The organism is Streptomyces sp. NBC_01296, from assembly GCF_035984415.1.
GTDB lineage: Bacteria > Actinomycetota > Actinomycetes > Streptomycetales > Streptomycetaceae > Streptomyces.
Window position 1 is genome coordinate 626,083 of record NZ_CP130720.1, and the last position, 13,464, is coordinate 639,546.

Consider the following 13,464-nt stretch of genomic DNA (forward strand, 5'->3'; position numbering starts at 1 on the left):
GAACACTGACGGGACGGGCCTCGATGCGGTGGCGGTGGAGATGACTGCACGGTATGTCGCCGACCTGATCGGCGCGTTGGAACGGAACGCGGGGCGGCCCGCGATCGGGGCCGGCCCCGTGGTCGCGGGATTCTCCGAGGTGCTGGCCGATACGTACCGGCTGGCGGGCGTCCTCGGGGAGCTGGGGGTGCGGCGCGGGGCCGGGCTGGCCTGCGTCAGCGGCAACCGGCCCGAGGTACTGCTCGTCCGGTTGGCCGCGCACGTGCTGGGCGCGCGGTTGACCCAGGTGATCGTCGGCCCCGCCACCCACGGCCTGGACTTCTTGCTGCGCGACTGCGCGCCGGTCGTGGTGGTGAACGACAGCCCGGTGCCGGACACAGGGGTTCCGCGCATCGGGCTGGAGGCGTTGCTGCGACGGGCCCGCGCCCGGGAAGTCCGGCCGGTTCCCCTGCAGGCGCGTGAGGACGACGTGGCGCGTGTGACGTACACCGGCGGCACGACGGGCCGGCCCAAGGGGGTGGCCTCCACTTTCGCCGCAATGGCGGACCGGAGCGGTACTCGCGGCAAGGGAGGCGGTCCTGCGGAGTCGGTCTACCTGTCGGTCACCTCGCTCGCGCAGCGTTCCGGGGGCCGGTGCCTGGAACACCTGCGTGAGGGAGGCCGGGTGGAGATCCTCGGCCCCTTCGGCGCAAGGGAGTTCGCCACCGCCTGCCGGCGCCTGGGGCCCGTGTCCACGTACCTGACGCCCTCGATGGTGTACCGGCTGCTGGACGACCCGACGACCGCCGACGGCGTGCCGGGGCTCGTCCAGGTGTCGTACGGCAACGCTCCCATCCACCCGGAGCGGCTGCGGCAGGCGCTGACGCGCTGGGGTGCGCGGACGAGATGGCGGCAGGGCTACGGGATGAACGAGGCCGGGGTGATCTGCAGGCTGTCGGCGACCGATCACGACGCGGGGGCGAGCGACCGGCCGTACCTGCTGGGGTCCGTCGGCCGTCCCGCGCCCGGTGTGGACGTGCGGGTGCGCGACCAGGACGGGGCGGAGTCGGAGCAAGGGCGTACCGGAGAGGTATGGGTGCGGTCCGCGATGGTGATGGCCGGCTACTGGAACCAGCCCGGCCTGACGGCCCAGGTGGTGCGGGGCGGATGGCTCGGGACCGGGGACCTCGGCCACTTCGACGCCGACGGGTACCTCTACCTCGACGACCGGGTCAAGGACGTCGTCATCGTGGACGGTGTGAACATCTACTGCGGTCCGGTCGAGGCGGCCCTGACCCGGCACCCCGCGGTGGCCGAGGCCGCGGTGGTGGGCCGGGTCAGCGATCTCACCGGCGAGGAGGTGTGCGCCTTCCTCGTGCCGGCGCCGGGTCACCCTCCCACGAGCGCGACGGCCGCGGAGGCATGCCTGCTGGCGGCCGAGGCGCTGTCACCGGCGCACCGGCCGACCACCGTCTTCTGGGAGCCGGCCCTTCCCCTGACCGACGGCGGCAAGCCGGACAAGCGGTTGCTGCGCACGCGGGCTGCCGGACCGGGTCCTGCACCCGCCACCCGGTAGCCCGGGCCCACGGCTGCGGATCAGGAACCGGCGGCGCGGAGCGAGCCGGTGCTCGAGCCGCTGCTGTCGCCGATGAAGCAGGTGACCTCTCGGTCGCCGCGGATCCAAGTGGTGGGCTGCGGGTAGTAGTAGTACACCTCGAGCGTCTCCGCGAGCTTCGCGTCGGTGCCCACGTAACCGGTGAGCGCCGGGCCGGCGCACTTCTCCTCGGCGATCGAGATGACCTTGTCCTTGCCCGGGTACGCCCCGCCGTCCAGGTTGAAGACGCTGTAGGCCTCCCCCTCGTGGGCTTCGCCGCACGGCACGATCTTCACCCTGAAGCCGGCGTCACCGCCGTCCTCGTCGTCGTACTCCGCCAGCTTGCCTCCCGTGTTGAAGCAGTCGCCCTTGCGGATGTCCTCCACGCGGACGGAGCCCGGGGTGGTGGCCTGGCCGCTGGTGTCGCGCTTCGGCGCGGGGCCGTCGCCCAGTGCTCCGGAGAATCCGAGGACCAGCACGATCGCGTAGAACGCGATGGCCAGGCTGTGGATGACGATGGCCGCGATGGCGAAGCCCTTGCCCTTCTCGCCGCGGTCGCGGATCTGGGAGAGGGCGATGATGCCGAGGATCAGCGGGACCAGCGGTACCCCGCAGACGACCGACATGACGAACGCCACGATGGCCAGCGTATTGGTCTTCTGCGACATCGGGGGCGGCGCGTACCAGCCCTGCTGGCCGCCGTACGGCCCGGGCTGCCCCGGCTGTCCGTACGGTCCCGACTGGGGGTAGGGCTCGGGGGACGACGGCGGCTGCGGCGGTATGGACATGCGTGTGGGTGCTCCTTGCACAGAGGGTGAAGCAGCAACTTACAGCCAGGGCATGACAACACCGGTTCGGGGGTCCGATGGGCGCAGCGCTCGGACCGGATCGAACGGAACACACCCGGGTGCGCGGCCATGACCTCGGCGTGGGCCTGGAAGGTCGGGGCGCGCGTCGGTCACAGGCTCCTGAACAGGTCTGCGAGCGGGGCCGGTACCTGTCCGGGGTCGAGGGCCTCCACCAGGAGACGGCCGTAGCGGATCTTGCGGCCCTTCTTCGTACCGAGGAAGCGCCGCAACTGCTGCTGCCGGGGCCGGCCGTGGTGGGAGGGCTGGCGCAGGAACGTCTGCCAGGGACGCAGGTCGCCCTCGGCCAGGATGATCTCCTCGACCCGCGCCGTACCCAGCGCGCGGATGAACTCGTCCTCCAGGTCCGCCACGCACACGAAGAAATCCGGGCCCGCCGCCTGGGCCTGCTTCAGGGCGCGGTCGTAGTAGCCCTGTTCGCGCTCGTCGCACAGTCCTGTCAGGCGCAGGCCAAGGCCGGGCGGCCCGAGAAGTCCGGCGTAGCGCCCCACGTTCATCGCCCCGCCCATCGACAGGACGCACACCCCTTCCGCGGCGAGGTCCCGGCCGCGCCGTGCGGACAGCGCCTCGACGGCCGCAAGGTCGCTCAGCCCTTCCAGCAGAACCGCCGTCCGCAGCCCCAGTTGCACGGCCAGATCACTCGCCGGTCCACCGGGACCGCCGGCCGCCCACCGGTCGACTGCGTCCCGGAACGCCCATATGTCCGCCATGGAGCAAGTCTGCACGTCCACGGACCGGCACCGCACGGAATATTGCCCGGCGCCGCCCGGGGCCGCGGGAGTTCGCGCGCCACCCGTTGCCGTACGCGTACTGCAACGGGGGGAGGAACGCGAGGCGTGCGACGGCCCGCGCGGGTACGGGCCGCATGCTGGCCTCTCGTACGGTCGCCACGGCATCACCCGTTCGGCCCACCTCACCCGCTGTGCGGCGTTCGCACCGCCCGAACCCACGGAGAACCATGGCCGAGCCCGCCGCCCCTCAGGCCACTGCCGCGACGCTGCTGCGCCGCCCGCAGTTGTGGCTGGTGCCCACGGTCCTCACCGGGCTGCTCGCCCTGTTGCTGTCCCTCCTGTACATGGGCGGCATCGTCAACCCCAACCGGGACCTGCGCGACCTGCCCATCGCCCTCGTCAACGACGACAGCGGCAAGCCGCCGCCCGGGCAGAAGGAGAACCTGGGCACACAGGTCACGGCCGCCCTCGCAGCCGACAGCGGGGGCGGCAAGGCCGAGTGGCGCAGGCTCACCCGTGCCCAGGCCCAGGACCAGCTCGACTCCGGCAAGGTCTACGGCGCCCTGATCGTCCCGGCCGGCTTCACGGACGACGTCACCGCCCTCACCACGCAGGGAGCCACCCGCGCGCCGACGATCACCGTGCTCACCAACCCCGGCAAGGGCAGCCTCGGCTCCTCCCTCGCCAGTCAGATCACGACCAAGGCCGCGCACCAGTCGTCCCAGGCCATCGGCAGACAGCTCTCGGCAGCGGTCGGCGCGCAGGCGAGCCCCACCGCGAAGCTGCTGCTCGCCGACCCGGTGAACGTCGTCACCCAGGTCGGGCACCCGATCGGCGTCCACAGCGGCCTCGGCCTGACCGCCTTCTACTACACCCTGTTGCTCGTGCTCGCCGGGTTCATGGGCGGCAACGTGATCAGCAACGGCGTCGACACCGCCCTCGGCTACGCGGACAACGAGATCGGCCCGTGGCACACCCGCCGCCCCACCGTGCCGATCAGCCGCACCCAGACGCTGCTGCTGAAGATGGTGATGACCGCGGGCATCACGCTCCTCAGTGCCTCGCTGGTCCTCGTCGCCTGCGTCGGCATCCTCGGCATGGACGCGTCCCACCTGCCCCTGCTGTGGATCTACTCGTACTGCGCGGCCCTCGCCGTCGGCCTGGGCGTGCAGGCCATCAATGCCGCGTTCGGCGGGATCGGCCAACTGGTGTCGATGTTCGTGTTCATCGTCCTGGGCCTGCCTTCGTCGGGCGCCACCGTGCCGCTCCAGGCCGTCCCCGGCTTCTACCGTTTCCTGTCCCACTTCGAGCCCATGCGCCAGCTCAGCGACGGGGTGCGCGCGATCCTGTACTTCGACGCCCGCGGCGATGCGGGTCTCACCCGCTCCTGGATCATGATCGCGGTCGGCACCGTCCTTGCGCTGCTCTTCGGCTTCGCCATGACCATGTACTACGACCGCAAGGGGCACAAGCGCCTCACCCCGCAGCCCGCCTGACCCGGTGAAGCCGCTGCAGTCACTTTCCGACGGTGTTCATCAGCACGATCGCCGTGAGGTTGGCGAGGATGACGAAGAGGATGCCGAGCATCATGGCCCAAGCCCTGCGCGATTCGTCCATGTTCATCTCCATGGGATCACCTCCCGCCTGACGCGCACGTCCCGCGCACGCGCAGTGGTCGCACCACGCTCCGGCCTGCCTCTTCCATGATGGACCGGTTGCGCCGGCCGCACGATCCGGTCCGGGAGGGCTCGGGAAGCGGGTCCCCGGGCGCCGGATTGTCCAGTCCCGACTTTCCGTGACGTGACCGGGGAGCCCGACCGGGGCGCAATGGAAGCCCGGACGACGGCACGGCGATGCAGACAGCGCCCCTCGCCCCGCCCGGAGCCCGGCCCCCCTCGACCCCCGTAAGGACCCTCTCCCATGGCCGTCACCAGGACCCGACGCATCGTCCCCGCCCTCATGATCGCCAGCGCCCTGGCCACCGGAGGCGTCTCGCTGAGCACCACCGCCTTCGCCGCCCCCAGCGCCGCACCCGCACACGTCACCACCGACGCCGACGACCCCGGCCCGCTGAAGCTCCTCAAGTACTCCAAGCTCGCAAAGATCTCCAAGGGCGCCGCCGCCCTGACGAAGGCCCCTGCCGGTGGTGGCGCGCGGGGCGGCGACACCGAGCCCCCCGAGGGCGGCAACACCGATGCCGCCACCGGCGGCGACACCGAACCCCCCACGGGCGGCGACACCGGCACCTCTAGCGACCTCCGCGACGACATCGACTACGGCGGCTGGGTCGGCCCCGATCCCCGGTCCGGCCCCGTCGTCAACTGAATCGTCCGAACGCAGTGGCCTAGACCACCGGCGGGTTGAGCCGGGCGAAGCCCTCCTGTCGGTGGTACGGGAAGTACGGGTACGGGGCCGGCCGGCTGCTCGCCGCGTCGAGCCTGGCCATCTGGTCGGGGGTGAGCGCCCAGCCCACTGCCCCGAGGTTCTGGCGCAGCTGCTCCTCGTTGCGGGCACCGACGATGACGGAGGAGACGGTCGGCCGCTGCAACAGCCACCGCAGGGCGATCTGCGGGATCGCCCTCCCGGTTTCCTCCGCGATCTCGTCCAGGGCGTCGACCACGCGGTAGAGGTACTCGTCCTCCACCGGCGGACCGTAGTCGGCCGTGTCGTGCAGCCTGCTGCCGGCGGGCAGCGGCCGACCCCTGCGGATCTTGCCGGTGAGCCGGCCCCAGCCGAGGGGGCTCCAGACGATCGCACCCAGCCCCTGGTCGAGCCCGAGCGGCATCAGCTCCCATTCGTAGTCGCGGCCGACGAGGGAGTAGTGGACCTGGTGGGCAACGTAGCGCTCGCGGCCGCGGCGGTCGGCGGTGGCCAGGGATTTCATCGCCTGCCAGCCGGAGAAGTTGGAGATGCCGAGATGACGGATCTTCCCGGCCCGGACCAGGTCGTCCAGGGTGGACAGCACCTCCTCCACGGGGGTGCCGGCGTCGTAGGCGTGCAGCTGGAAGAGATCGATGTGGTCGGTGTCGAGGCGGCGCAGGGCGCTGTCGACCGAGGTGATCAGGCGGGATCGTGAGGTGCCCGCGTCGCCGGGGCCGTCGCCCGTGGGCAGGCCGGCCTTGGTGGAGATGAGCACCTGGTCCCGACGCCCCTTGAGAGCGGCCCCGAGCACCTCCTCCGACGCGCCGTCGGAGTAGACGTCCGCGGTGTCGAACAGGGTGATCCCCGCGTCGATGCAGATGTCCACGAGGCGGCGCGCCTCTTCGACACCCGTGTTGCCCCAGGCACCGAAGAGCGGTCCCCGGCCGCCGAAGGTTCCTGCGCCGAAGCTGAGCGCGGGCACCTGAAGCCCGGATGTACCCAGTCGCCTGTACTCCATGCCGAATCCGCCTCTCCCGCCCGCAGTTAATGGGGCTGCGGTTCCGTTAAGATGCCACGAGCGTAACAAGGCGCGACGGCTAATGGAACAGGAGTCCCGTTATGGAGTTTGCGGACGCCGAGTCCGACCCGGGGACCACCCGGCCCGGAGGGCGGACGGCGCGGGTGCGGGCGGCGGTGCTGCGCGCCGCCGAAGACGTCCTGGCCGAGCAGGGCTTCGCCCATCTGGACCTCACGGACATCGCGCGCCGCGCGGAGGTCGGGAAGACGACCGTCTACCGCCGCTGGGGCACGGTCACCGGTCTCGTGACCGATCTGCTGCTGGACATGGCACAGCAGTCCGTCCCGCGCACGGAGACGGGCTCACTGCTCGGGGACCTGAGGGCCAACACCCGCCTGGTGCAGCAGACGCTGGCCGACCCCCGGCAGGGAGCCCTGTTCAAGGCGGTGATCGCGGCCGGCACCTGCGACCCGAAGGCGGCGGAGGCCTTGTACGGCTTCTACACCGCCCGCGTCGAGGAGTGGGCGCCGTGTGTCGAACAGGCCGCCGTCCGTGGTGAGGTACCCGAGGGCACCGACGCGCACGAGGTGATCCGCGCGGCGTCCGCCCCGCTCTACCACCGCCTCCTCACCACCGCCCTCCCGCTCGACGAGGCCGCCGCCGATCGCTGCGCGACGGCCGCGGCAGTGGCGGCGCGTGCGGGGGCGTACGTACGGGAGGCGTAGCGGTACCGCTGCCGTGGATGGGATCCCGGGCTCCGAGACCGAGGGAGTCCTTACGGGGTGGTACGGGCCGGGAAGGTGAAGGTGTAGCCCTGGGCGGTGAGCCAGGGCAGGTACTGCTTGAGCGCGGCGACGGTCTCGCTGCGGTCGCCGCCGCCGTCGTGGAACAGGACGGTCGGCTGCTGCGGCAGCTTGCCCTCCAGCGCCGCGACGATCGCCGGCAGGCCCGGCCGGCTCCAGTCCTTGGGATCCACGCTCCAGCCCAGCGGCCGCATCCCGCTGGCGGTGGCTATCGCCCGGCTGTCGGGGGTGAAGGCACCGCCCGGCGCACGGTAGTAGTTCACGGCCACGCCCGGCACGGCCTTCTCGATCATGGCCTTGCCGTCCAGGATCTGCTGCCGCTGATAGGCGACGGGCTTGCGGTCCATCGTCACGTCGTGGTCGACGGAGTGGTCGCACAGCTGGTGCCCGTCGGCGGCGATCTCGCGCACCAGCGCGGGGTACTCCTGCGCGCGGGTTCCGATCATGCAGAAGGTGGCCTTGACGTGGTTCTTCCTCAGCACCTCGAGGACCTGCGGAGTCCAGCGGGGGTCCGGACCGTCGTCGATGGTGATCGCGACGTTGTGGCCCGGGCCCTGGGCCACCCGCGAGATCCCCGCCGGGATCGGGGTGGCGCCCCGGGCGGACCCGGAGGTGGCCGACGACCGGCCCGCCGAGCCGTCCGCAGCGGCGAGCGCCGGTGTACCGGCTGCCGCCAGAAGGCCGAGGACGGCCCCCGTCACGGCGAATCCCGCCCGCCGACGACGTACGGAATGGATGATGATGCCCATGGACGCGCTCTTCCTTTTGCGCTCGGCCCCCGGATCTCACGTTTCCGATCCAGGGTAGGTCACGCGTTCGGGGGCCTCGTTCCTCCGATCGGCCGATACGGGGCACTTACTTGCTGTGCAGGATCTGGATCAGGTTGCCGCAGGTGTCGTCCAGGACCGCAGTGGTGACCGCGCCCATCTCGAGCGGCTCCTGGGCGAACTGCACGCCGAGCTCGCGCAGCCGTTCGAACTCCGCGGGTACGTCGTCCACGACGAAGGCTGCGAGCGGAATGCCTTCCTTGGCCAGCCCGTCCCGGTACGCCTTCACCACGGGATGGCCGGCCGGCTCCAACAGCAGCTCGGTCCCGTCGGGAGCCTCCGGCGAGACCACGGTCAGCCAACGGTCCTCACCCAGCGGAACGTCGTGCTTCTTCACGAAGCCGAGCACCTCCGTGTAGAAACGCAGGGCCTTTTCCTGGTCGTCGACGAAGACGCTGGTCCGGTGGATCTTCATGGGATGCTCTCCGGGGTCTCGGGCCTGAGCCACCGGGTCGCGATGCACTCGAGGGGCCCGGTGTTTGCCTGACAAGTGTGCCCTTGCCGTGTCAGGTGCCGTCGGAGGCCTTGGCCAGTCTCAGCCAGGCCCCGACGGCCGGCAGTGCTTCGGGCCCGCTGTCCCGCTCCACCGAGCCCACGAGGTCGGCGACGGAGACCCCCTGCAGGGACGCCCGCCAGGCGGCATCGGCGGCGGCCATCACGCGGGCGATGGCGCACGGCTTCGTGCAGTCCTGGGGCGGGGTCCCCAGCGGGCCCCGGCGGCGGATCTCCGTGCACACGAACGCCGGACTCGCCCCGTCGACGGCCTGCACCACGTCCAGCACCGTGATCTCGGAGGCGGCCCTGGTCAAGGCGTACCCGCCCGTCTTGCCCTGGACGGACGTGACGATGCCCGCCCGGGACAGCGCCTGCATCTGCTTGGCGAGGTAGCTGGGCGAGACGTCGTGCAGCCGCGCCAGCCGGGCAGCCGGCACCGGCTCGGTCGCCGCGGTCAGCACCACGCAGCAGTGCAGCGCCCACTCCACGCCACCGGACAGCTTCATTCACCCTCCCGTTTGACTCGGACCCAGAATATCCGAGTATCATCTCGGACAAGACTTATCCGAGTTTGCATGCGCGACCGGTCGCGGCACTCGGCCCAGGGAAAGGGCACGGCCATGAAGATCACGGTCATCGGCGGCACCGGACTGATCGGTTCCCAGCTCGTCTCCAGGCTCCGCGAGGCCGGACATGAGGTGGTCGGCGCATCCCTGTCGAGCGGGGTCGACCTGCTCACCGGTGCCGGGCTCGGCCAGGCGCTGGAAGGCGCGGTCGCGGTCGTCAACGTGACGAACTCCCCCACGTTCGACGAAGCCTCCCCGGACTTCTTCCGTACCACCATGGGGAACCTTCTGACGGCGGGCGAGCGCGCGGGGGTCCGCCATCAGGTCGTCCTCTCCATCGTGGGCGTCGACCAGGTGCCGCAACTGGACTACTACCGCGCGAAGGCGCTCCAGGAGGACCTGCTGCGCACCGGGCCTACCCCGTACTCGATCGTGCGCGTCACCCAGTTCTTCGAATTCATGGACGCGGTCATGTCCTGGACTGCCGACGACCACACCGTCCGGCTGCCCGCCACGCCCATCCAGCCCATCGCGACGGCCGACGTGGTCGAGACGCTGGCCGATGTCGCCACCGCCGAGCCGCTGAACGGCACCGTCGACGTCGCGGGCCCCGACGTCTTCACGCTGGACGAGCTCGGCCGCCTCACCCTGTCCGCCCGGCAGGAGCAGCGCACCGTTGTCACCGACCCGGAGGCGGGCATGTTCGCGGCGGTCGCCGGCGACGTCCTCGTCGCGGGCCCCGACGCACGCCTGGCCCCCACCCACTACAAGGACTGGCTCGACGGCCGACGCTAGGGGGCCCCGACGCCCCGGCGAACGTGCCCAGTCACAGCACGAGGGGGGCAGGCAAGCGATTTCTTCTGCCCCCCGTTCCGACCCGCCGGTTCCAGCCAAACCTCCGTTCCAGGAACCCCCGGAACCCGGCCGACGCCCGAAACGATCAGCCAACAGGGCCGAGCCGACTGCCTAGGCAGGTCGGCCAGATCCGGCTGCTCCGGCCTTCGCACTGCGGTGTACTCACTCCCTCCAGTTCCCCGGACAGCTCAGCGGCGCCTCCCCCGACCACGGGCGGCGGGCCGCGCCGCCGTGCCTTGCGCCGGGTGAACCGGGTTCCCTCACAGTCGAGTTGGAGGAGCCGCAGCATGACGCAGCAGAAGGCCGGAAAGCCGAAGGACACCGCGCTGCCCGCGCCACCGGAGTTCAAGTTCACCTGGGGCCAGCACAACAAGGCGATGGAACGGCTGTCGCTCGCCCAGATGGCTCGCCGCGTACCCTCCGCCCTCGCGCAGACCGCGAAGCTGGCCTGGGCGGTGAACCGCACGGCGTTCCTCTGGCTCGTGTGCGCGCAGCTGCTCGGCGGGGTGTGCACCGCCGCCTCCCTCGCCGCGGTCTCGAGGGCCATGGGTCCGCTGCTCGCCGGCGGCACCGCCGAGCAGCGCATCGCCGCCGCCACGTGGCCCCTGGCCGCCGCAGCAGCGATGACGGCCGTGGGGGCGCTGGCTTCCATCGCCGCGGGCAGCGCCGCCCGGCGCCTGAACCCCGGCATGTCCACCATCGCCGACCTGGCCATGGTCGACGCGCACATGGACGTCGAGTTGGCCGCCTACGACGCCCCCGACTTCACCGAGCGCTCCGAGGCGGCGGAAACGGGATCCGCCCGCTCCTCCATGCTGCTGCAGGACGCGCTCGGCTTCACCGGCGGGCTGATCGACATGCTCGCCGTGGCGTCGGTGCTGTCCCTGGTGCACCCGCTGCTCCTGCCGCTCCTGCTGCTGTCGGTGATCCCCCGGGGTCTGGGCTCGGTCTTCGCCGCACGCCTCGACTACCGCCTCCACAACGAGACGGTCGCCTCCCGCAACATCCGCCACATGATGCGCTGGCACCTCACGACTCCCAAGCTTGCCGACGAGCTCCGCGGCAACAGCATGCGGGCGTACGCGCACCACTGGTACGCGGCCGTCTGCGCGCGGATCGACTCCAAAATGGTCAGCTCCGCCCCGCGCTACCTGGCCGTGTACCTGGCCGCAGCCGCCGTGTCCGGTCTGTTCATCGCCCTGACCTGGATGTCCCTCGGCGCCCTGGTGATCGGCGGCTACATGGCCGTGGCCGCGGCCGGCACCGCCATTGTCGCCATGCGGACGTCCACCGCGGCCCTGTCGCAACTCGTCGTGTACGGCGCGGCGATGTTCCAACACGCCCTCTACCTCGGCGACTACGCCGCCTTCATCGCGCACTCGGCCGAGCAGTCCGTACCGCGCGGGGCGCAGGTGCTGGACGCCCCGCAGAAGATTCGGATGGAGGGGGCCTCGTACACGTATCCGGGCAAGGACACCCCGGCGCTGGGGCCGGTGGACCTCACCCTGAACCGCGGGGAGGTCGTCGCCCTCATCGGGGAGAACGGCGCCGGCAAGTCCACGTTCATCCGGCTGCTGACGGCGCTGACGACACCGACGGCCGGCAGCGTGTCCTGGGACGGCGTGCCGACCTCGGATGCCGACCAGCGTTCGGCGTGGACCCACGTCGGACTCGTCACGCAGTCGTACGGCAACTGGCCCTTCTCGACCCGCGAGAACATCACGCTCGGCCAGCCCGATGCCCGCGGTGAAGAGGCCGTCTGGGAAGCCCTGGCCGCGGTCGGCATGAAGGAGGCCGTGCAGGAATTCCCCGATGGCCTGGACACACTGCTGGCGCGGTCCCTGTGGGGTGGCCACGAGCCCTCGGGCGGCCAGTGGCAGCGCCTCGCGTGCGGCAGGGCCTTCCACCGGCGGCCGGCGCTCCTCGTCATGGACGAGCCGACGTCGGCGATGGACCCGCGCGGGGAGCACAGGGTGTTCTCCGGGCTGCGGGACATGAAGGACGACCGGATCACGGTGATCGTCACGCACCGGATGGAAAACTGCCGCCTCGCCGACCGGATCATCGTCCTCGACGCCGGCAGGATCGCGGAGCAGGGCACGTACGAGGAACTGGTGCGGCTGGAGGGCTCCTTCGCCGAGCTCGTGCGGCTCTCCCAGGACCGGTAGCCGGCTTCCCGCAGGGGCGTGGGCCTGATGCACGGCGCAGCCGCTGTGCTCCCCCCACGTCCCTGCGGTCGCGCGCAGGGGGTCGGGCGTCAGGTCAGGACGACGACCTTGTGCATGCCCTTGATCGCATGCGGGAGTCCCGTCTTGTCGTCCGGGACGAAGCAGAGCAGTACGTACGTGCCCGGGGGCAGGTTCCGGGTCTCCAGCAGTGCGGAGCGGCCGGGCGAGAGGACACCGAGGCCGACGGGCCGCCCGGTGTAGGGCAGCGGACCGGGTGCGGTGCGGTCGAAGACGGCCTGGATCTGGGCGTCCGTGGTGCCGGGTGCGACGGGCTGCACCGCCATCTCGTGCAGTTCGCTCGAGGAGTTGTGCACCAGGATGCCGTCCGCGGCCCGGTCCAGGCCGTGGACGTCGAAGCGGGGGCCGTCCGCGGTGTCCCGTTCGATCACCAGGCTGTCGGCGAAGTCCGTCGGGCTCCCGGACATCCTGTGGCCTTGGAGCTGAAGCGTACGGGTGACCGGGTGGGCCGGATCCGCGAGGAAGGCGCCGAAGTCCAGCAGGACGAGCTCGCCTGCGGTGATCGGCGCGGTGAAGGTCTCCGGGACCGATGGGGTGACCTGTGCCCCGCCGAACAGGTCCGCCTCGTCGCGCACCGCGGATATGCCCTCGGCGGTGGGGACGGGCTGGTGGCTGACGGCCTTGGCGAGGTCGGCCAGCACCTGGTCCACCGTCACGCCGGGGTGCGGCCGGAAGGCCTGCAGGAAGTGCCCGTTCGGGTCGTCGGTCCTGACGCGGAAGGACACCAGGCCCGCCTGCGCGGACTGCGGCGCCTCGATACCCGACGCCGTGATCTGCACGTCGACGGGCCTCGGCGCACGCAGCCCGACATCGACCTGGCCCTGGGGGTCGCCGTTGTCTGCAGTGTCGGCGACGGCCGGAGCGCCGAGGGAGGTGGCGAGGACGAGCGCGGCTGCGGCCGTCGCTCGCACCCCGTGCTTGAGCAGTGCGCTACGCATGGGTCTCCTGTCGTGGAACGGCCCCCGGACAGGGCGGCACCTTCGGAGCCCGGGCGGCGTCAGCCACGCACGCTACGGGTTCACTCCAAGACACCGACGCTCGAACTGACGTATTCGGCACAGACGTCGGCCGCAATGACGGCCGAGCCCCACCAGGGCGTCCGTCGGGTCCCGGCGCAATCGCC

General features: G+C 71.4%; 13 protein-coding genes. 6 read left to right on the top strand and 7 right to left on the bottom strand.

From position 1 onward, the window contains the following. The first annotated feature begins 40 nt into the window (after positions 1–40). Complete coding sequence (locus OG299_RS03065) at positions 41–1,555, top strand: class I adenylate-forming enzyme family protein (protein WP_327360356.1); 1,515 nt, start codon at positions 41–43, stop codon at positions 1,553–1,555. Between the two features lie 20 nt (positions 1,556–1,575). Here OG299_RS03065 and OG299_RS03070 read toward each other — a convergent pair whose 3' ends face one another. Further along, on the bottom strand, positions 1,576–2,361 hold the full coding sequence (locus OG299_RS03070; RefSeq protein ID WP_266637513.1) for a DUF4190 domain-containing protein: 786 nt from the start codon (positions 2,359–2,361) through the stop codon (positions 1,576–1,578). Between the two features lie 170 nt (positions 2,362–2,531). Beyond that, entirely contained in the window at positions 2,532–3,149 is a 618-nt protein-coding gene (locus OG299_RS03075) for a TOPRIM nucleotidyl transferase/hydrolase domain-containing protein (protein WP_327360357.1), read from the bottom strand. Positions 3,150–3,397: 248 nt separating this feature from the next. Here OG299_RS03075 and OG299_RS03080 point away from each other — a divergent pair, with 248 nt between their 5' ends. Then, positions 3,398–4,666 (top strand): YhgE/Pip domain-containing protein, encoded by a 1,269-nt coding sequence (locus OG299_RS03080; RefSeq protein ID WP_327360358.1) that lies wholly within the window; start codon positions 3,398–3,400, stop codon positions 4,664–4,666. A gap of 424 nt (positions 4,667–5,090) precedes the next feature. Beyond that, complete coding sequence (locus OG299_RS03085; RefSeq protein ID WP_327360359.1) at positions 5,091–5,495, top strand: hypothetical protein; 405 nt, start codon at positions 5,091–5,093, stop codon at positions 5,493–5,495. A 19-nt stretch (positions 5,496–5,514) separates the two neighbouring features. On the opposite strand, the gene OG299_RS03090 is transcribed toward OG299_RS03085, so the two are convergent. Further along, positions 5,515–6,549, bottom strand: coding sequence for an aldo/keto reductase (locus tag OG299_RS03090; RefSeq protein WP_327360360.1), 1,035 nt, complete (start codon positions 6,547–6,549; stop codon positions 5,515–5,517). A 101-nt stretch (positions 6,550–6,650) separates the two neighbouring features. Here OG299_RS03090 and OG299_RS03095 point away from each other — a divergent pair, with 101 nt between their 5' ends. Next, positions 6,651–7,274: a TetR/AcrR family transcriptional regulator gene (locus tag OG299_RS03095; protein ID WP_327360361.1), complete on the top strand. Its 624-nt coding sequence runs from the start codon at positions 6,651–6,653 to the stop codon at positions 7,272–7,274. A gap of 50 nt (positions 7,275–7,324) precedes the next feature. Here the strand turns inward: OG299_RS03095 and OG299_RS03100 are convergent, their stop codons facing one another. The 3 genes from OG299_RS03100 to OG299_RS03110 form a co-directional block, all read right to left on the bottom strand. After that, the gene (locus OG299_RS03100; protein WP_327360362.1) at positions 7,325–8,101 is read right to left on the bottom strand and encodes a polysaccharide deacetylase family protein; all 777 of its coding nucleotides are present in this window, start codon (positions 8,099–8,101) and stop codon (positions 7,325–7,327) included. A gap of 106 nt (positions 8,102–8,207) precedes the next feature. Continuing rightward, a complete protein-coding gene (locus OG299_RS03105) occupies positions 8,208–8,594 on the bottom strand; it encodes a VOC family protein (RefSeq protein ID WP_327360363.1) in 387 nt (128 codons plus the stop codon). A 91-nt stretch (positions 8,595–8,685) separates the two neighbouring features. Continuing rightward, a complete protein-coding gene (locus OG299_RS03110) occupies positions 8,686–9,180 on the bottom strand; it encodes an RrF2 family transcriptional regulator (protein WP_327360364.1) in 495 nt (164 codons plus the stop codon). 114 nt (positions 9,181–9,294) lie between these two features. Between OG299_RS03110 and OG299_RS03115 the strand changes: the two genes are divergently transcribed. Further along, positions 9,295–10,035 carry an SDR family oxidoreductase gene (locus OG299_RS03115; protein ID WP_327364439.1) on the top strand — a complete coding sequence of 247 codons (741 nt, stop codon included), beginning with the start codon at positions 9,295–9,297 and terminating at the stop codon, positions 10,033–10,035. Positions 10,036–10,382: 347 nt separating this feature from the next. Then, positions 10,383–12,263, top strand: coding sequence for an ATP-binding cassette domain-containing protein (locus tag OG299_RS03120; RefSeq protein ID WP_327360365.1), 1,881 nt, complete (start codon positions 10,383–10,385; stop codon positions 12,261–12,263). An 89-nt stretch (positions 12,264–12,352) separates the two neighbouring features. On the opposite strand, the gene OG299_RS03125 is transcribed toward OG299_RS03120, so the two are convergent. Next, a complete protein-coding gene (locus OG299_RS03125) occupies positions 12,353–13,279 on the bottom strand; it encodes a hypothetical protein (protein ID WP_327360366.1) in 927 nt (308 codons plus the stop codon). Between the last annotated feature and the right edge of the window lie 185 nt (positions 13,280–13,464).